Here is an 18117-nt window from a genome sequence, read left to right on the forward strand (position 1 = left end):
GGGGCGGGGAATGTGGAAGAGAGGCTTGGTGCTGCTGGCCGGGTTGCAACTGACAGGCTGTGCGACGCCATTCGAGCGGATGTGGCAGGGGCTGGCGACCTGTGAATTTACCGATCTCTATGTGGATGAGACGGGCAGGCCCGCCAATCTACAATTGGCCAACTACACCCCCTACAAGGTGAGCGACGGCTTTGCTTGGTACAAGGTGCACGAGGAGCTGCACGGCCTGCCGGTGGTCGGCTTTATCGTGCCAGCCTCCAGCTTCGAAGTGCACGCCCTGTTTGTCGATACTCCCATCGCCAATGCCCGCCGGTTGACCCACAACGCCTACGGCAACGAGTTTGGCGACGAGCAGAAGCATGACGAGGGGTTGGCGCCCCTGCTGCTGCGCGATCCCAACAACCCCAAGCGCTCCATCATCGACTGCACCCGCGGTGAGTCAGACGGGGAGCTTGAGGATTCGGCCATGCCCGAGTAGGGCCACCTGTCACGCCATCGGCCTGAAAAAAGAGGGGCCAGCCTTGCCGACTGGCCCCTCTTTTTTATTGTTGCTTAGCGCCCTGATCAGGGATAGCTCAGCGTCTCCTTGATAAGAGGCAGCTGGGCCTTGATCCACGACGGATTGCAATAGGTTCCCCAGTCGCAGGCCTGACTCGACATCATTTCAGGGATAGCTCAACGTTTCTTTGATAAGCGGCAGTTGAGCCTTGATCCACGCCGGATTGATGGGGCCCCAGTCGCTGATGCGGTAGTGCCCCTGCAGGTGGCGAGCCCCCTCGGTCTGCTCGAAGGCGCAGCTGATATCGAGTTCGGCCAGCGCGCTCAGGGTATCTTGCGCGGTGCGGCGCGGCATGCCGGTCGCCTCCATGATGGCAGGTACCGTATCCGTGCCCTGGCTGATCAGCCAGGCCACGTAGAGCCGCCGGTAGAAGCTGGTGCGGGTCTTGCTCGGCTCGCTCATATCTCGTCCTCAAGACGATCGAAGTAGCGCCAGGTCGCAATGGCTGCCTTGCCCATCACCAGGGCCCAGAGGCCGAACCAGAACCAGCGGAAGAAGCTCCAGGTGGAGGCGTCAGGCTCTGTGCTCTCGATCTTGGTGACGTTGGGGAACATGGAGAACATGTTCACGCGCCAGCCGTAGGAGGTGATGATGGCCAGGCGTTTCTCGAACTCCATCGACTTGGCCTTGGCCTGGACGTCGGCGGCGTTGAACTTGAAGTAGAAGGGCCAGCCCCACTCGGTATCTTCATTGCGAAACACCCGGATCTTCTCGCCGGGGCGCTCGGTGTAGATGTAATAGACGTCGGTGGTGGGGCCGTCAGCCGGGTTCTTCTGGCTGATGGGGCCATCCTTGTCGGTGCGCTTCACCTCGACCCCGGTGATGGTGGCGATGGTGTGCTCCGGCAGGTAGTAGTCGAGCCAGGCGGCGGAAATGAGGGCGATGAGCCCCAAGGCGATAAAAGCGGGTTTCTTGAATCTCAGGCTCATGGTGTGCTCACGTGAGGGGGAGTAACGTGCCTCTACCATACCGATATTTGACAGGGCAGCCCAGCCCCTTATGGCGCCACAAGCCAAAAAATGGCGTTTAAAACAGAGACAAAGCCATTGCTCCATCAACAAGAAAGGCCCTTGCGGGCCTTTTTGTCTGGTTCACTTTGTGCGCTTACAGCTGGAATTGGGCCAGCTGCTTGCGTTGCTGCTCGGCCAGCTCCGACAGTTCGTGGCTGGCGCTGGCGCTCTGGCTGATGCCGGCGGAGCTCTGGCTCACGATCTCGTGAATATTGGTGATATTGCGGTTGATGTCGGCGGTAACGCAGGACTGCTCCTCGGCGGCGGTAGCGACCTGGGCGTTGGCGTCGTTGATCTGGCGCACGGCACCGGTAATGCCGCTTAGCAGATCCTGCACCTGAGCCGACAAGCGCTGGTTATGGCTGAGGATCTCCAGCGTCTCCTGTACGCCGTTGTTGGCGGATTGGGACTGGCTCTGCAGCCGCTCGATGATGGCCTGGATCTCCTTGGTGGAGTCCTGGGTACGGGCCGCCAGCATTCTCACTTCGTCGGCCACCACCGCAAAACCACGACCCGTTTCACCGGCACGGGCCGCTTCGATGGCGGCATTGAGCGCCAGCAGGTTGGTCTGCTCGGAGATCCCCTGAATCACTTCAATTACCTTGCCGATCTGCTCGGACTGGGATTTGAGCTGGGCCACGATGGCGGCGGCATCTTCCAGACTGCCTGCCATCCGGCTGTTGGCGGCGATGCTTTCGGTAAATAGGGCGAGCCCCTGTTCGACCCGGCCATTGGCATCCCGCGCCAGCTCGTCGGCGATGGCTGCGTTGTGGTTGACATTGTCAGCGGTGCTGGAGAGTTCGGTCACGGCGGAGGCGACCTGTTCGATCTCGCTGTGCTGCTGCTTTGCATTGGCCTCGGACTGGGTCATCACGGCGGCCAGCTCGGTAGCGGCGGAGGCGACGCTGTTGCTGATCCCGGTCAGGTTCTCGATGGTGCTACCAAGTTGCCCCAGAGTGAGGTTGATATCTTTGGCCAGACGGGCCAGCTCGTTGTCACCCTCGACCCTGGCGCGCACGTTGAAGCGCCCTTGCGCCACGGCGTGCATCACCTCTTGCAACTGACCGATGGGGCTGACGATGCGCCCGGAGAGGACCCAGCCGCAGATCAGCGCCGCCAGCAGGGTACCGGCGGTGAGCAGCAGGGTACGCAGCAGGGTGGCGTCGTAGTGGGCCTGCTCTTCGGCCAGCTCTTGCTGGATCAGCTGGTTGATGTGGGCTGACATGCTGTCGATCTGCTTGATCAGCTGTTCACCCAGCTCGCGGAAATGGAGGCGAGCCGCCTCGTAGGCGACCGGATCGCCGCCACCCTGATGTTTTTGCGCCAGCAGCGGCAGCATGTTGCTGCGGGTATGGCTGAGGTAGGCCTGCAGGGCTGCAGCGACCTGACGGTTATCCTGCTCGGCACCGGGGAGCACCAGACGGCCGAGGATGGCGTTGATCTCCTGCTCGGCGCTGTTGAGGTTTGCGGGCAGTGCAGCAAACAGCTTGGCATCGTAGAGGCCATAGATGGCGCTGGTGCGCAGCCGGTAGGTGGCGTGGATCAGTTTGGCAATATCGTCCTTGTGCTGGACCACGGTCTGGGTCGTCTCATCTATGTCATTGATGGCTTCATCCAGACCCTGTTTGCTGATGGCGATCATCACCATCATCAGCAGGCTGGCCAGCAGCAAAGGTATCAAGACCTGGACACGTATTGATAGATTATTCAATGACATAAATGGCTCTAATCCGGAATTGGAGGAGCCGACATATTACACATGCACGTCAGGAGCTGTCACAGGCTTTTATTGCTGAAATGTGCTGAAGAAAAGGTTTTTTCTTGTGAGAAAGGAGCCATTTAGGCATGATTGAGCGCTTTATCCCCTGAATATGTGGTACAACTGGCTGGGTTGTGTCAATCCTGTCCCGTTTTCGTGATTTCCCGCTCTCGTCATATGGAGGTGTGTTGTGTCCAGCTGGATCGATCCGGCCATTCTGGCTCTGTTTATCCCGACCTTTTTCTTTGTCTCGGTGACCCCCGGCATGTGCATGACTCTGTCGATGACGCTGGGGATGAGCCTGGGGGTGCGCCGTACCCTGCACATGATGTGGGGAGAGCTGATCGGGGTCGGGCTGGTCTCGGTGCTGTCGGTGATCGGGGTGGCAGCCATCATGCTCAACTATCCGGGGATCTTCGCCGCCTTCAAATATGTGGGGGGCGCCTATCTTGTGTGGCTTGGCATCCAGATGTGGCAGGCCAAGGGGAAGATGGCCATTCCGGCGGATCTCTCGGCCGGTCAACAGACCAGCGCCATGGGGCTGGCGCTGCAGGGCTTTGTCACCGCCATCGCCAACCCCAAAGGGTGGGCCTTCATGATCTCCCTGCTGCCCCCCTTTATCTCTGCCGACAAGCCGATGGCGCCGCAGATCAGCGCGCTGGTGGCGCTGATCCTGGTCATCGAGTTCTCCTGCCTGCTGCTCTACGCCAGCGGTGGCCGCACCCTTCGCCACTTCCTCGCCAAGAGCGGCAACGTCACCCTGATGAACCGCATCGCCGGTACTCTGATGCTGGGGGTGGGGGTCTGGCTGGCGCTCGGTTGAGCGCCGTCAGTGACTCTCGCCACAAAAGAAAAATGCCACCGATCGGTGGCATTTTTTATGGGCGCTGGGTGGCTCAGCGCGGTTTGAAGCGCTCGACCCAGGGGTTGGCGGTGAGGCCGTGCAGGATGACGCTCAATATGATGGTGCAGAGCACGGTGGCGATGATGGGGCGCTGGCCAATCAGGGCAGGCTCGTTTTGCAGCACCATCACCGCAAAGACGATACTGGCAAGGCCCCGCGGGCCGAACCAGCCGATAAAGAGCTTGAGCTCGTGCTTGAGGCCGGTACCGATGAGGCTCAACCAGACCGGTACCATCCGCAGCAGGGTGAGGCTGGCAATGGCATAGAGCCAGTATTGCCAGTGCAGCAGCTCCGGCAGGATGGGCATCAGGGTTGCGCCAAACACCATCCAGATCACCACGGAGAGCAGGTCGCCATACCCTTCGCAGCTGTCCATATAGGCGTGCTTGTGCTCGCCGAGGCGGTGGCCGATAAAGAGGCCGCCGACAAAGGCGGCGATAAAGCCACTGCCACCGAGAGTCTGTGCCAGCGCAAAGCAGAGCAGGGCCAGGCCCGGCATGGTGAGCTGACGCCAGAGTGGCAGTTGCCAGCCATTGAGATAGGAGATCTTCAGCAGCCGGATGGTGAGGCTGGTCAGCACAAAGGCGACCAGCAGGCCAATGCCGATCTCCTCCAGCATCAGGGTGATAGCCAACGTGGCGGTGCCTGCATGCTGCTCGGTGGGGGCGATAAGGGCCAGCAGCAGAAGCAGCACCGGTACGCAGATGCCGTCGTTGAGGCCGCTCTCCTGATTGAGCCCTTCACGCACAGGTGCCGGCACCGCGGGGTTGCTTACCACCGCCTTGCCGAGCGCCGCATCGGTGGGGGCAAGAATGGTGGAGAGGATGGCCATCTCCAGCAGTGGCAGGTCGGGGAAGATCCAGTGACCAAACAGGGCTCCGGCGATGAGCGTCAGTGGCAGGCCGATCATTAGCAGCCGGATGGGCAGCTGGCGGTTGGCCAGCAATACTTGCCAGTTGGTGTTGGCGGCATCGTTGAACAGCACGATAACCAGAGTCAGCTCGGCCAGCAGCTTGATGCCGGCGCTGTCGATAGAGAGGGAGAGCAGCTCCAGCCCGCCAGGCCCCAGCAACCAGCCGGTCAGTAGAAAGAGCAGGGGGCCGTTGACCAGCTTTGATTCGAAGCGCCCCGCGATCAGGCTGTAGATCAGCAAGAAGGCAGCGATCACCGCCAGATTCTGGTAAAGCAGATGTGTATCCATACAAGCTCCCTTGAAACCATCTTGTCAGGGCTGTTTAACTGCCATCCTGGCCCCGGGTTATGCCCGATATTCTCAGTGATTAACTCTTTGTTGCCGTAACTGTGCGCACACCTTGTCCAGAGTGGCTGTGCCCATCACGCCTGCCGAGGCAGATCAATCGGTCAGGCAGTCGGGGTCGAACACATACTCCCCATCCAGCCAGCGCACGATTTCGTCGACGCAGGCTTGATCCCGAAACGGCAGGTAGCGCGCCTTGAGGGCTGCAATCTGCTCTGGGGTGAGCTGGGCCAGCCCCAGATCCTGAAACAGCGGCAGGTCGGCCTCGATCATCGCGGAGATCTGCGGGCCGCAGGTGGCGTTGAGGGCGGCATGCAGCGCCTTGTCGGGGTCGTACTGCTTGCCGAGGCGGTAGCTCATCGGCAGGGTGGCGAGGGGCAGGGCGGAGAGTGCCGCCTGCTTCATCGGGTTGACCGCGTGGCCGGAGAGCAGATCTGCCAGCTCGGCAGGGCGATTCTCGAAGGCGCGCAGGTGCAGGTAGCTGCTCGCCTTGCTGCCATCGTTGACCGGGTAGTTGTCCCACAGGAAGGGCTTGCGGCCGAGCAGCTCGGTCACCTGCTTGAGGTGTACCGCCGGATATTCGCTGGAGCAGACCTTGGTGCCGGTCCAGAAGATCTCGAAACGGCGGTCGAGCTGTTCGCCAAGCTCTTCCAGATAGCGGGGGGGCATGGCGCCGAACACCTTCTCCAGCACCGGATCGGTCGAGTAGTAGCTGGGGCAGAAGATGAGCCGTTTGGCCTTGCTGTGAGCCGCGATATCGTGGGCAATGGTGAGCTGGTGACGGGCCAAGTCCGGGGTATCCCCCTTCATATCGTCAAACAGCACCGCCAGAATGTCGGGCTGCAGAACTTCATCGATGAGGCGCACTTTCTCAAGCAGCGCCGGGCGCTGCCGCTCGTAGTCGTGATGCGCCCCCATGGGGCTCAAGCCCACCCCGAAGGCGAGACCGTTGGCGCGACACTGGCGCGCCAGCTCGGCGAGTTCGGCCAGCTGCTGCTCGGGCCAGGGGAGGGCCCAGTGCTTGCGCAGATAGCCATCCTCTTTCGGGGCGTAGATATAGAAACCGTAACCGTGGCGTGGCAGCCACTGGGCGTAGCGGGTGCGAGCCTGCCAGCTCCATCCCTTGCCAAAAAAGCCTTCAATGACCCCCAGATTGGCTGCGGGGGGCAGGGGGCCGGACAGCAAACTTTGATATGGCATAACACTCTCCCTTCTTGCTGGGGACTTGATACGAGACGGTCGGTCAGACCGGGTCCTCTTCCTGAAAGCGCACCCCGATCTTGCTCGGCACGCTCTCGTCCATTTCGGCCACGGTCCAGATCAGGCCCTGCCATTCGATGTTGTCACCGACAACCAGATTATCGCCCAACTGGCTGGCAATAAAATCGCCCAGTGTCTGATCCGCCACCTCGCTCACATCCAGCCCGTAAAGAGGGGCGAGATCCACCAGCCGTGCCGCCGCTTCCAGCAGGAAGTCACCGAAGAAGCGGGGGCCGAGATCCTGCTCCGGAGCCTGACTGAACAGCTGGCCGAGGGCAGGGAGGTCACGTTCGTGACCGATCACGCAGAGGATGTCATCGGCCTGCAGACAGGTACTACCCGAGGGGTGGAGCAGCTCGCGGCCTCGAAACAGGGCGCAGATCCGGGTGCCGGTGGGCATCTGCAGATCCCGCAGTGGCGAGCCGATGCACCACTTCTCCTCCCCCAGCTGGTAGACGAAGGTCTCCCACTGGCTGTCGAGATCGATTTCGAGCCCCGAGCGGTTGATGGGCGACGGCGGTGCCGGCACCTCCACTCGCGCCAGCCTTGATGCCAGCGGTAGCGAGCTGCCCTGCAAAATCAGCGAGACCAGCACCACGAAGAAGGCGACGTTGAAGTAGAGCTGGGCGTTGGGCAGCCCCGCCATCATGGGGAACACTGCCAGAATGATGGGCACGGCGCCGCGCAAGCCGACCCAGGAGATAAACCAGCGCTCGCGGGGAGCAAAGTTCTTGAATGGCAGCAGCCCAATCCAGACCGACACCGGGCGGGCAAACAGGATCATCCACATTGCCAGCGCCAGCGCGGGCAGGGCGATGGGCAGCAGGTTGCTGGGGGTCGCCAGCAGGCCCAGCACCAGAAACATGCCGATCTGGCTGAGCCAGGTCAGTCCATCCAGTACCGACAATGTGGTGCTGCGACTGCGCAGGGCGAGGTTGCCGAGCAAGAGACCAGTGAGGTAGATGGCGAGGATGCCGCTGCCACCGACCGCCGTGGTGAGGGCGAAGATCAGCAGACCGCCGCTGACGGTGAGCAGCGGATAGAGCCCCGGCGCCAGGCGGGCGGTGTTGATAAGGCGCCACAGCAGCCAGCCACCGCCAAGGCCAATCCCGGCACCAAGGCCAAACTGCTTGACCAGTTGCAGCAGCAGAAAGCCCCCATCCAGCCCTTGCTGGGCGGTGGCGAGCACCTCGATCAGGGTGACGGTGAGAAACACCGCCATGGGGTCGTTGCTGCCTGACTCTATCTCAAGGGTGGCGCTCACCCGCTCGTTGAGACTGCGCCCGCCGAGCAGGGAGAAGACCGCCGCCGCATCGGTAGAGCCGACGATGGCACCGATCAGCATCCCCTGCATCAGGTTGAGGTCAAACAGCCAGGCTGCGGCGAGACCCGTCAGGCCAGTGGTGATGGCCACCCCGACCGTCGCCAGCGACAGGGCAGGCCAGAGCGCCACCCGGAACGAGGAGACCCGGGTGCGCATGCCGCCGTCGAGCAGGATGATGGCGAGCGCCAGGTTGCCCACCAGATAGGCGATGGAGTAGTCAGCGAAGTGGATGCCACCGGGGCCATCTTCCCCCGCCAGCATGCCGACGGCGAGGAAGATGACCAGAATGGGAATGCCGAGGCGGGAAGAGAGGGCGCTCAACAGTACGCTGGCTCCCACCAACAGGGCAGCGACAAAAAAGAAACTGTTGATGGTAGCGGCATCCAAGGGCGAACTCCTTCCTGGTAATGTGCAAAGTAGGCACATTATATGCAGTTAGGCCCCCCTTGTGTGGCTTATTTGTGCATCAATTTGCACTTTCTTACATTTTTCATCCCTTTTTTCAGCATGGCCGCGCCATATTCTGACAGTGACGGGGTTATCGAAAGCGGAGTCAAAGGAGCGTCGATTTCAGAATGCGCAGGGAGGAAAGGGCGGGGAAAAGCGAAACGGCACAGCAGAGGGAGAGGGGAGCACAAGGGCGCTCCCCACGGGATGGGGCGGGATTCAGTCGTCCTCGTCATCCTTCACTTCGCGGATCTTGTCCTTGTAGTTGGGCAACTGTTTTTCCAGCCGTTTCATGTCTTTGATGGCATTGAGAAACAGCCCGAGCAGGAACAGCAGCGGCAACCCTATCCACAGCCAGAGATTCATGGGATTTTCCTTTCGTCAGGACAGGTGGTGACATAACGGGCCAAAATTTCATCAAGGTTGGCCAATATGGTCGACTTGCCTTCAATATCCGCCTGTTGCAGACAAAGCGCCAGTGCCGCGGGATCGAGCCGCTGCTCATCGGACTCCAGCGAGAAGCTGATATGCCAGGGCTCGTAGGCGACCCCGCTCTCTGCCCCGACCGGCTTGGCATAAGGGAGGAAGAAGCCGAAGTCGTTCATATGGTCGCTGAGCCACTCGCTGAGATCCGCAAACCAGCCCCCGGCTTCATACTCCCACGGCTCCAGTGCCAGTTTGGTATCGGCAGGCAAACAGTCCGGGTCGTAGATATCGAGATCGGTCCCCCAGTGGTGACGGCTGGTGCCGGGCAGGGCGCTCCAGCGCAAAATGGCGTGCAGCCGCTCTGTCTCGCCCAGTTGCAGGGCATCGATGGGCTGGCTGTTGGCATCGAGCAGCGGTCGCTCACCGCGCCACTTGCCATTCCAGATGGCGAGCTGGCGCTCGAAGCTGCGCCAGCTGGAGGCCGCCTGCAGGTTGAATCCCTCATAGGCGGCCGCCACCTGCATGTCGTTGAAGGCCGCCGCGGTGGCGGCGGTCAGACGATGAGGGCCGCGCCCCACCAGAATAAGGTGGCTCTCGTCGAGCCCCAGCAGTTGTTCCTGCGTCATGCCAGCAATCTCTCGAGCACCCCTTGATACATGTCCGCCAGCAGATCCAGAGCGTCCGCCTTCACGCACTCGTTCACCTTGTGAATAGTGGCGTTGACGGGGCCAAGCTCAATCACCTCGGCGCCAGTGGGGGCGATAAAGCGCCCGTCGGAGGTGCCGCCGGTGGTGAGCAGGGCTGGCTGCTGGCCATTGACCGCCTCGATGGCAGAGACTGCCGCATCGAGCAGCGCGCCGGTGTCGGTGAGGAACGGCTGGCCGGAGAGGGTCCAGCTCAGCTGATAATCGAGGCCATGTTTATCCAGCAGCGCTTCGACTCGCTCGCGGATATCCATGTCGGTCAGTTCGGTACTGAAGCGGAAGTTGAACTGGACGTGCAACTCGCCCGGAATGACGTTGGATGCACCGGTGCCGGCCTGAATGTTGGCGATCTGGAAGCTGGTGGGGGGGAAGTAGGCGTTGCCCTCATCCCACACGGTGGCGGCGAGTTCCGCCAGCGCTGGCGCGGCTTTGTGAATGGGGTTGTCCGCCAGATGGGGATAGGCCACATGGCCCTGCACCCCGCGCACCAGCAGATCGCCGGTGATGGAGCCGCGGCGGCCGTTTTTCACTACATCTCCGACCACGGCGGTAGAGGAGGGTTCACCGACGATGCACCAGCGGATCTTCTCGTTGCGGGCCTCCAGGGTGTCGATCACCCGGGTGGTGCCATTGATAAAGGGCCCCTCTTCATCGGAGGTGATGAGAAAGGCGATGGACCCGGTGTGATCCGGATGCTCGGCCACGAAGCGCTCGACCGCCACCACCATGGCAGCCAGCGAGCCCTTCATGTCGGCGGCGCCGCGCCCGTAGAGCACACCATCCTTGATGGTCGGCTCGAACGGCGGGGTGTGCCATTTGTCCAGCGGCCCGGCGGGCACCACGTCGGTGTGACCGGCGAAGCAGAACAGTGGCCCCTCGCTGCCACGACGGGCCCAGAGGTTGGTGGTGTCCTCAAACACCATGGGCTCGATGACAAACCCGATCCTGGCGAGGCGCTCCGCCATCAGGGTCTGGCACCCTTCATCGAGGGGGGTAACGGAGGGGCGGCGGATCAGATCCTTGGCCAGTGCGATGACATCCGACATCAGTTGTCCTTAGTTGTCCTTAACGGGAAAAGAGGGATTGGTAGTGATCAGCCTTGAAACCCAGGGTCAGTTCGCCGTCACGGTCGAGCAGCGGGCGCTTGATCATGGCCGGATGTTCCAGCAGCAGGGCGCGCGCCTTGGCGGTGTCGAGCCCCTGTTTGGCCTCATCCGGCAGGGCGCGGAAGGTGGTGCCGCGGCTGTTGAGCAGGGCTTCCCAGCCGAGTTTTGCCAGCCAGCTGTCCAGATCGTCCGGGTTCAGGCCGTCGGCGCGGTGGTCGTGAAAGCGGTAGTCGATACCGGCCTCATCCAGCCACTTGCGGGCTTTCTTGATGGTGTCGCAGTTCTTGATGCCATAGAGGGTGATGGCCATGGGGAGTCCTTCTCTTGTGGGCGCTGGCCGTGGCCGTGCCCGAAAATCCGAATCAACAGAGTGCAAGGGCCCGATTCTGGCATTGTGGCAATCCCATGGCAACGCCGATGGTCTGGCTCGCGGGTTTTGCCGGAACTGGTCACACCTGAACGGCGATTTTGAGATCAAGATCAGAAGCAGTGCGGCGGGCGTGCCCGATGGGGTTGGGTATTGCGGGAGAAGATCGACTATTGCAGGAGAAAAATAGAAGGGGGCAAAGGCCTGATAGCCAAAACGCGCCAGCGGGCGCGTTTTGGTCGGTATCATCGAGCACCTCAATCAGTGCAGGGTGGTCCACTCATGGTCAAAGACCCGGGCCCGTTCCCAAGGTGCATCAGGCAGGCTGGAAGAGAGGCCAGTGTATTTGCCCACGTCGTCCACCACGATGGCGGAGAGGATCGGCAGGTTATTTTCGGTGCAGTACATGCGGATGCGTTGCAGCAGGGTGCGCAGTTCATCCTGGCACTGCTCCAGCCCGGCCTGCTTGGCCAGTTTGGAGTAACGAATGGTAGTGCGTTCCTTTGCAGACTCGACGAGGATGTCCCACAGCTTGTAGTCGCAGGTCGAAGCACCTGCGGTGGCTTGGCTTGTCATAACTCTCTCCGGCGCGAAATGGTCGCTATATGTCGAAGCGCATCTTCGCCAGTTCGGCGCCGTCATATGTTGATCCAACGCAAAAAAGAGGGGAGTCGCGTCACACAATTCCCGGATATGGGGTGATAAAGGTTTTCCGGCAGTTGAAATAACGAAAAATTGTTATATGGCCGACATATTATGCTAATGAATCACGGTGACGGCACCTTTATTGATAGGGATCAAAGGCAAACAGTGGTCAGATCACTAGATTTCGCTCTTCGATAAATTTATCAGGAGTGAATATTGGAACTTTTATTCGTCTTGCTCGTTCTGGTCGCCGTGGTCTACGGCATCATCAAGGATTACAACCCGCAGGCAGTGCTGGCGCTGGCGGGCATGGCCATTTTTGCAGTGGCCTACTGGTTGGGGCTGCACCCCATTCTCCCCGCTGACAAGAGCACCGGTTTCGCCCTGTTCGACCTGTTCGAAGTGTTCAAGGGGATCTTCTCCTACCGCGCGGCGGGCCTCGGCCTCACCATCATGGCGGTGGCGGGTTTTGCCACCTACATGTCCCATATCGGGGCCTCCCAGGCGCTGGTGCGGGTGGCGGTCAAACCGGTGGCGGGCATCCAGTCCAGCTACCTGATGCTCTCCATCTGCTATCTGGTAGCGGTATTCGTCTCCCTGTTCGTCACCTCCGCTACCGGCCTTGGCCTGCTGTTGATGGTCACCATGTATCCGGTGATGCGCAACCTCGGCATCAGCCCGGCCTCCGCCTGTGGTGTCATCGCCACCTCACAGGCGTTTGAAATTGGCCCGACCCAGACCAACGCCATCTTCTCCGCCGGCCAATCCGGCATGGATCCGACCAGCTATTTCGTTGACTACCAGATCTGGCTGGTGGCCCCCATGCTGCTGGTGACCATGGTGCTGCACTTCTTCTGGCAGCGTCACTGCGATCGCAAGGATGGCTGGGATCCTGCGCTGCATCGCGGCGATCACGCCGAGCTGGACGAACAGGGCACCGAGAGCGTGCAGGCGCCTACTTGGTATGCCCTGCTGCCGATCATCCCCTTCGTGTTGATGATGACCTTCTCCAAGCTTCTGGTGAGCGACATCAAGATGAGCGTGGAGGTGGCCATGCTGCTGTCGGTCTTTATCGGCATGCTGTGCGAGCTGCTGCGTAGCCGCTCGGTGCGTACCGCTTTTGCCGGGCTGTCGAGCTTCCTCGATGGCATGGGCAAGGTGTTTGGCCCCGTGGTGGCGCTCATCGTCTGTGCCGAGCTGTTTGCCGAATCCCTCAAGGCCATCGGCGCCATTGATACCCTGCTGCACTCTGCCAGCAATGCCGGTATCGGCAGCGGTCTGATGACCCTGGTGATGGTGGCGCTGATCATGGTAGCGGCGGTCATCATGGGCTCCGGCAACGCGGCGTTCCTCAGCTTCTCGACCCTGGCACCGGCGGTGGCAGCCAAGTTTGGCGTACCGGCGGTGACCATGCTGCTGCCGATGCAGCTCGCTTCCAGTATCGGCCGAACCGTCTCCCCCATCGCTGCGGTACTGATCGCCTGTGCGGGGATTGCCAAGGTATCGCCCTTTACCGTGGTCAAGCGCACCAGCGTGCCGATGGCGGGGGCGCTGGTGACGGCGTTGACCCTCAACTATCTGCTGTTCATGTAGTGATGTGGGTTATGTAGTGGTGTTTGGAATTTACCGGTCGGGCGGGTGGCATGGCTGCCCGCCTTTTTCTCACTGTGTCGCATTGTTGCAATAGACGATCGGCCATCAACGCTGATTGTTGCATGGAGAAGATAATGACAGTTGTAAAGAGCCCGTTTTCCCTCGATAGCTATCTGGCCGATCTGGCCCCGCTCATCAACCTCGATTGCGGTACTCGCACCCCGGCCGGGGTAGCGAAAGTGGCCGACATCATGACCGAGAAATATGAGGCCATCGGCTGGCAGGTGACCCGCCACCAGTTCGCTGCCGAGTGCGGCCCCTGCCTCGAGATCACCAATGCGCCGGGTGCCGATCACTACGATGTGATGCTGTGCGGCCACATGGATACCGTATTCCCCGAGGGGACGGCGGCCAAACGCCCGCTGAACATCGAAGGCAATCAAGCCTTTGGCCCCGGCGTCTCGGATATGAAGAGCGGCCTGCTCTCTATCTGGTATGCCCTCAAAGAGATGGACCCGGCATTGCTTGCCAAGCTCAAGGTGCTGGTCTGCTACAACTGCGACGAAGAGATTGGCTCCCCCTGGTCCAAGGATTGGCTGGTGGAGAAGGCCAAACAGAGTGGCTGCGTGCTGGTGGCTGAAGCTGCTCGCCCGAGCGGAGATCTCATCAGCGCCCGCAAGGGCAATGCCAAGTACCGCATCACCTTCCACGGCAAGGCGTCCCACGCCGGTTCGGCCCTGACCGAAGGGATCTCCGCCATCACCGAGCTGGCGCACTGGGTACTGGCCATCAACGAGCAGGTCAACATGACCACGGGCACCACCATGAACGTCGGCGTGGTACAGGGCGGCACCGGTGTCAACGTGGTACCGGACTTTGCCGAGGCGATCGTGGATTTGCGCTTCTGGAGCAACGAAGAGGCCGCTGCGGTGCACGACCGGCTCACCTTTATGGCCAACAACCCCTTCCTCGCGGGTTGTCGGGTCGAGGTGGATCGCCAGACCTTCAAGCCGGCGATGCGACCGAGCGGTGACACCGAGGTGCTGATGGCGCTGGTGGAGGCGGCAGCCAAGGAGGAGGGGATCCCCTTCAACTGGCTGGAAGCCGGTGGCGGCTCGGATGCCAACTTCACCGCCGCCGCAGGTGTGCCGTCTCTCGATGGCTTCGGCCCCATGGGCGGCGGTTTCCACTCGGAGGCGGAGTTCCTGCTGCTGGAGAGCATCGAGCCGCGTATCCGTCTGCTGCAGCGGGTGCTGGGCAAGCTGGCGAAATAAGCCGGTTTATCCCTTGTTCGGGTCGTCATGGCCCGCTCAAAACTGGTCCGCTCAAATCCAAACGGGAGGCTGTTGCCTCCCGTTTTTTTATCTCGATTTTTCGCGCGCTGAGTGAGCGGGCCAGATGGCCTGAGGCCGTTACCCTTGTGGCTCGGCCAGATAGGCCAGGTGATCCTGCCGCGCCACCTGCCAGCCATCGAGGCGCAGCGGGGCGGCAAAGCCCGGGCCGTCGGTCACCATGGTGTGGTACTCCCCCTGCTCGCCGCAGGCATCAAAGTCCTCGCGCTCGGCCAGTTGTTGTAGCTCGCAGAGGGTGGCGGCATCGAGGGTGCGTCCAGTCCACTCGGGAGCCAGCACCCGGGTATCGACGCAGGAGAGGTGGGCGACGATGCCGCGGGCCAGCAGATCCGCCAGCAAGGCTTGACGAGATTGCTGCCAGAGCGGGGTGTGGACGGTGAGCCCCAGCGGCTGGCAGCGTTCGCGGATCCAGTTTGGTGCGCCGCCCACGCTGTCGATATCGCCGGTCACCACCCCGTCGAGGTTCCACTCCTGCTGCAAGCGGCTCAGCTCTGTCTCATAGCTCTGCTCGAACGGCGCTTCTATGGTGACCAGCAGATGGGGCAGCCCGAGGGCTTCCGCCTGACGGCGCACCAGCGGCAAAGGATGAGCGAGAAATCGGGGCTCTGGCGGGGCAAAGGTGGCCAGTGCCACCACCTGATGGCCCGCTTGGCGGGCATGACAGAGGGCCAGCATGGCATCTTTGCCACCGCTCCAGAGCAGGATGACGCGAGACATGGATGAGATTCCAATGGTGAACGAGGGGGCATGCTACCCAGCGGCGGGGGCAGAGGTAAAGGCATAGTGTCCGGAAATGGCGGCGGGGAAATGGTTGGGGTCACAGAGCGGGAAAAAAGCAGGCCCCCGAAGCGGGGGCCTGTATTGCAATAGCGTGGTAAACGCCGCTGCGATCAGAGCAGGATGCTGGTGAGGATAAAGCCCAGCGAGCAGGAGGTCACCACCCCGATCAGCCCCGGAATGATGAAGCTGTGGTTGATGATGAACTTGCCGATGCGGGTGGTGCCTGAGCGGTCGAAACCGATACAGGCCAGATCGCTCGGGTAGGTCGGCAGCACGAAGTAGCCGTAGCTCGCCGGCAGGAAGGCGATCAGCAGCTTCGGCTCCACACCCAGTGCCAGACCCATGGGAGCGATGGCGGTGAGGGCGGCGGCCTGGCTGTTTACCAGCTTGGAGATGAGGAACAGCACCAGGGCGTAGGTCCAGGGCTGGGCTTGTACCACATGGGCCAGGGTCTCTTTGAGCAGGGGCATGTGGGCCTGGAAGAAGGTCTCACTCATCCATGCCACCCCGAATACGGAGAAGATGGCGACCATGCCTGCCTTGAAGACGGCACCGTTGGCGATCTCGCCCGGCTTGACCTTGCAGCGCATCAGGATGATGGCACCGGCGATCAGCATCATCATCTGGATCACCAGGTTCATGGAGAGCGGGCCGGTTTTGTCCTTGATGGTGAATACCGGGCGCAGACCTTCGTTGGCGCCGAGCAATACCACGGCAGCGATGGCGGCGAAGAAGATCCAGGTAGACCAGTAGGCCTCTTTCGGGAACTTGGTGTTAAGCAGGGTCTCGCCACCACCGTAGATGAAGGCACGCTGCTCCGGGTCTTTGATCTTGGCCTGGAACTCTTCATCCTTGTCCAGATCCTTGCCGCGACGCAGGCTCCACAGGGCCGCCACGATGACACCGGTCAGGGAGGAGGGGATGGCGATCATCAGGATGTCGAGCAGGCCATAAGCCTGACCGATACCATGACCGGCCGCCAGAATGGAGACCATGGAGACCACGGCAACGGAGACCGGGGAGGCACAGATGGCCATCTGGGAGGCAACGGAGGCCACGGCCATCGGACGCTCGGGACGGATGTTCTTCTGCAGCGCGATGTCAGCGATGATGGGGAACATGGTGTAGACCACGTGGCCGGTACCACACAGGAAGGTGAGGGTCCAGGTGGTGAGCGGCGCCAGGATAGTGATGTATTGCGGGTGACGGCGCAGCAGGCGCTCGGCCACTTGCATCATCAGGTTGAGGCCACCGGCAGTCTGCAGGGTGGCGGCACAGCCGATCACCGCCAGAATGGTCAGCATTACCTGAACAGGCGGTTCGCCCGGCACCAGGCCGAAGACGAAGGTCAGCAGGAAGAGACCGATACCACTGATGAGACCGAGTCCCATGCCACCAAAGCGGGTACCCAGCAGCAAGCAGCCGAGTACCACCAAAAATTCCATCAAGATCATTCCGTTACCTCGTGTGATTCAACCCATATTGCCGCGGGTAGCCTGAACCATGAATTGTCATTGTCTGTTTTATTTAGCCCAAAAGGGTTAGTTGCTATTCTGCTCCCCTGAAAAAGTGAAAAAATTGAGTTACTTCAATAACTCGATGAATTTTTGATTAAACCACTTAAAAACCACGTACTAACAAAAACATCATTTTTGTCACCAAGTGGTATCACTCGGGGCCAGCCCATCAGAGTGCAACCAGAGGCGTTGTGATGGGGAATGCGTTGGTAAGGAAGGTGTGGAAAAAGGCCCGGGTCAGGGGAGAAGAGGCTGTAAAAACACGGGTTAAAGATATCTTTTTTGACAAATGGGGTGTTCTGCGACTCTGCTCATCGGGGGGCGGGTGCTGATAGCAGATAGCGACGCTGATACTGTTCGCTCAGCTGCTTGATATCGAGTCTGGCTAGCGCATTGTTCACTCGCTGTTGCAGTTGCTGTTGATCGGGACGGAACATGATGTGCAGGCTCTTGTACCCGAGGATCTTCTGGTTGAACTGCAGCTGTTCGGGGTGGAGTTTGTCATCGTGATAGGTGAGCCAGTAGAAAACATCCCGGTCGATCACTGCCAGATCGAGCCGGTCGCGCTGCAATTTTCGCAGGTTGAGGTGATCGTCGTCCACGGCAAAGGTGTTGAGGCGCTTGCTGGCCATCAGGGCATCAAATTCACGGGTATTGATATAACCTGCGACGACCCCAATCCGGTAGGAAGCGAGATCTTCGAGTCGCTGCCAGTGGATAGGGGGGCCGGCTTGCTGCGCCATGCCCAGCACACTACTGCCCACGCTGGTGGAGATATGCCACCGTTTATCCAGATCATCGGCGAAGTATTTGGGGAAGTAGCCGCTGTAGTGCTGGGCGGGATCGGATGCCAGCAACATGGCTCGATGCCAGGGGTAGAAGTCAAACTGAACCTCCAGCCCCGCTTCGGCAAATGCACGCTTGACGATATGGCCGGTAAGGCCACCATCAGGGAGATGCTGGCTGGTATAGGGGGGCCACTCCAGGGTGGTCAGGTGCACGGGTTCTGCCCGCAATTGCAGGGGGAGCCAGAGCAGCAAGAGTGTCAGAAGCTGACGATATCCCATGAACGACCCATTCCTTGTGTCGATTGGTTCTGAGTATTA

At 60.8% G+C, this 18117-nt stretch carries 18 protein-coding genes; 4 read left to right on the forward strand and 14 right to left on the reverse strand.

Translation table 11 applies throughout. The annotated features are described in order from the left end of the window. The first annotated feature begins 10 nt into the window (after positions 1–10). Positions 11–478, forward strand: coding sequence for a hypothetical protein (locus G5221_RS14590; RefSeq protein ID WP_265773305.1), 468 nt, complete (start codon positions 11–13; stop codon positions 476–478). Positions 479–664: 186 nt separating this feature from the next. Here G5221_RS14590 and G5221_RS14595 read toward each other — a convergent pair whose 3' ends face one another. The 3 genes from G5221_RS14595 to G5221_RS14605 all read right to left on the reverse strand — a co-directional run bounded on the left by G5221_RS14595 (position 665) and on the right by G5221_RS14605 (position 3286). Continuing rightward, the gene (locus G5221_RS14595; protein WP_005344341.1) at positions 665–961 is read right to left on the reverse strand and encodes a winged helix-turn-helix domain-containing protein; all 297 of its coding nucleotides are present in this window, start codon (positions 959–961) and stop codon (positions 665–667) included. Then, positions 958–1488: a DUF1523 family protein gene (locus G5221_RS14600; RefSeq protein ID WP_005337948.1), complete on the reverse strand. Its 531-nt coding sequence runs from the start codon at positions 1486–1488 to the stop codon at positions 958–960. The genes G5221_RS14595 and G5221_RS14600 overlap by 4 nt, the downstream gene beginning before the upstream one ends. 175 nt (positions 1489–1663) lie before the next feature. After that, the gene (locus G5221_RS14605; RefSeq protein ID WP_421263483.1) at positions 1664–3286 is read right to left on the reverse strand and encodes a methyl-accepting chemotaxis protein; all 1623 of its coding nucleotides are present in this window, start codon (positions 3284–3286) and stop codon (positions 1664–1666) included. Positions 3287–3518: 232 nt separating this feature from the next. Here G5221_RS14605 and G5221_RS14610 point away from each other — a divergent pair, with 232 nt between their 5' ends. Next, on the forward strand, positions 3519–4151 hold the full coding sequence (locus G5221_RS14610; protein ID WP_005344345.1) for a LysE family translocator: 633 nt from the start codon (positions 3519–3521) through the stop codon (positions 4149–4151). A 73-nt stretch (positions 4152–4224) separates the two neighbouring features. On the opposite strand, the gene G5221_RS14615 is transcribed toward G5221_RS14610, so the two are convergent. From G5221_RS14615 to G5221_RS14650, 8 genes are all read right to left on the reverse strand, one after another. Next, complete coding sequence (locus G5221_RS14615; protein WP_421263484.1) at positions 4225–5433, reverse strand: cation:proton antiporter; 1209 nt, start codon at positions 5431–5433, stop codon at positions 4225–4227. Between the two features lie 153 nt (positions 5434–5586). Continuing rightward, positions 5587–6690 (reverse strand): beta-N-acetylglucosaminidase domain-containing protein, encoded by a 1104-nt coding sequence (locus tag G5221_RS14620; RefSeq protein ID WP_421263485.1) that lies wholly within the window; start codon positions 6688–6690, stop codon positions 5587–5589. Between the two features lie 43 nt (positions 6691–6733). Beyond that, positions 6734–8461: a potassium/proton antiporter gene (locus G5221_RS14625; RefSeq protein WP_421171981.1), complete on the reverse strand. Its 1728-nt coding sequence runs from the start codon at positions 8459–8461 to the stop codon at positions 6734–6736. 279 nt (positions 8462–8740) lie between these two features. Continuing rightward, the gene (locus tag G5221_RS14630) at positions 8741–8887 is read right to left on the reverse strand and encodes a hypothetical protein (protein WP_005337933.1); all 147 of its coding nucleotides are present in this window, start codon (positions 8885–8887) and stop codon (positions 8741–8743) included. Beyond that, positions 8884–9573: a M15 family metallopeptidase gene (locus G5221_RS14635; protein WP_421263486.1), complete on the reverse strand. Its 690-nt coding sequence runs from the start codon at positions 9571–9573 to the stop codon at positions 8884–8886. Before G5221_RS14635 ends, G5221_RS14630 begins: the two co-directional genes overlap by 4 nt. Beyond that, positions 9570–10697, reverse strand: coding sequence for a succinyl-diaminopimelate desuccinylase (gene dapE / locus G5221_RS14640; RefSeq protein ID WP_258720976.1), 1128 nt, complete (start codon positions 10695–10697; stop codon positions 9570–9572). The genes G5221_RS14635 and dapE overlap by 4 nt, the downstream gene beginning before the upstream one ends. A gap of 19 nt (positions 10698–10716) precedes the next feature. Further along, positions 10717–11067: an ArsC family reductase gene (locus tag G5221_RS14645; RefSeq protein ID WP_005337930.1), complete on the reverse strand. Its 351-nt coding sequence runs from the start codon at positions 11065–11067 to the stop codon at positions 10717–10719. Positions 11068–11385: 318 nt separating this feature from the next. Then, positions 11386–11700, reverse strand: a complete 315-nt coding sequence (locus G5221_RS14650) for a hypothetical protein (RefSeq protein ID WP_005337929.1) — start codon at positions 11698–11700, stop codon at positions 11386–11388. Between the two features lie 285 nt (positions 11701–11985). Here G5221_RS14650 and dcuC point away from each other — a divergent pair, with 285 nt between their 5' ends. After that, the gene (dcuC, locus tag G5221_RS14655) at positions 11986–13362 is read left to right on the forward strand and encodes a C4-dicarboxylate transporter DcuC (protein ID WP_005350454.1); all 1377 of its coding nucleotides are present in this window, start codon (positions 11986–11988) and stop codon (positions 13360–13362) included. A 134-nt stretch (positions 13363–13496) separates the two neighbouring features. Beyond that, positions 13497–14636 (forward strand): M20 family metallopeptidase, encoded by a 1140-nt coding sequence (locus tag G5221_RS14660; RefSeq protein WP_421263487.1) that lies wholly within the window; start codon positions 13497–13499, stop codon positions 14634–14636. 138 nt (positions 14637–14774) lie between these two features. On the opposite strand, the gene G5221_RS14665 is transcribed toward G5221_RS14660, so the two are convergent. The 3 genes from G5221_RS14665 to G5221_RS14675 form a co-directional block, all read right to left on the reverse strand. Then, a complete protein-coding gene (locus G5221_RS14665) occupies positions 14775–15431 on the reverse strand; it encodes an adenine nucleotide alpha hydrolase (protein ID WP_128815296.1) in 657 nt (218 codons plus the stop codon). 173 nt (positions 15432–15604) lie between these two features. After that, positions 15605–16948, reverse strand: coding sequence for an anaerobic C4-dicarboxylate transporter (locus G5221_RS14670; RefSeq protein ID WP_005337916.1), 1344 nt, complete (start codon positions 16946–16948; stop codon positions 15605–15607). A 374-nt stretch (positions 16949–17322) separates the two neighbouring features. Then, a complete protein-coding gene (locus G5221_RS14675; RefSeq protein WP_421171977.1) occupies positions 17323–18078 on the reverse strand; it encodes a substrate-binding periplasmic protein in 756 nt (251 codons plus the stop codon). Positions 18079–18117 lie beyond the last annotated feature (39 nt).

This window comes from Aeromonas sp. 602200, from assembly GCF_049173895.1.
Lineage (GTDB): Bacteria > Pseudomonadota > Gammaproteobacteria > Enterobacterales > Aeromonadaceae > Aeromonas > Aeromonas veronii_A.

Coding starts and splice junctions, on each gene's coding strand:
- G5221_RS14675 (WP_421171977.1), bottom strand. CDS start 18,078: ATGGGATATCGTCAGCTTCTGACACTCTTGCTGCTCTGGCTCCCCCTG.
- G5221_RS14605 (WP_421263483.1), bottom strand. CDS start 3,286: ATGTCATTGAATAATCTATCAATACGTGTCCAGGTCTTGATACCTTTG.
- dapE (WP_258720976.1), bottom strand. CDS start 10,697: ATGTCGGATGTCATCGCACTGGCCAAGGATCTGATCCGCCGCCCCTCC.
- G5221_RS14670 (WP_005337916.1), bottom strand. CDS start 16,948: ATGATCTTGATGGAATTTTTGGTGGTACTCGGCTGCTTGCTGCTGGGT.
- G5221_RS14630 (WP_005337933.1), bottom strand. CDS start 8,887: ATGAATCTCTGGCTGTGGATAGGGTTGCCGCTGCTGTTCCTGCTCGGG.
- G5221_RS14615 (WP_421263484.1), bottom strand. CDS start 5,433: ATGGATACACATCTGCTTTACCAGAATCTGGCGGTGATCGCTGCCTTC.
- G5221_RS14620 (WP_421263485.1), bottom strand. CDS start 6,690: ATGCCATATCAAAGTTTGCTGTCCGGCCCCCTGCCCCCCGCAGCCAAT.
- G5221_RS14590 (WP_265773305.1), top strand. CDS start 11: ATGTGGAAGAGAGGCTTGGTGCTGCTGGCCGGGTTGCAACTGACAGGC.
- G5221_RS14660 (WP_421263487.1), top strand. CDS start 13,497: ATGACAGTTGTAAAGAGCCCGTTTTCCCTCGATAGCTATCTGGCCGAT.
- G5221_RS14595 (WP_005344341.1), bottom strand. CDS start 961: ATGAGCGAGCCGAGCAAGACCCGCACCAGCTTCTACCGGCGGCTCTAC.
- G5221_RS14600 (WP_005337948.1), bottom strand. CDS start 1,488: ATGAGCCTGAGATTCAAGAAACCCGCTTTTATCGCCTTGGGGCTCATC.
- G5221_RS14650 (WP_005337929.1), bottom strand. CDS start 11,700: ATGACAAGCCAAGCCACCGCAGGTGCTTCGACCTGCGACTACAAGCTG.
- G5221_RS14665 (WP_128815296.1), bottom strand. CDS start 15,431: ATGTCTCGCGTCATCCTGCTCTGGAGCGGTGGCAAAGATGCCATGCTG.
- G5221_RS14645 (WP_005337930.1), bottom strand. CDS start 11,067: ATGGCCATCACCCTCTATGGCATCAAGAACTGCGACACCATCAAGAAA.
- G5221_RS14635 (WP_421263486.1), bottom strand. CDS start 9,573: ATGACGCAGGAACAACTGCTGGGGCTCGACGAGAGCCACCTTATTCTG.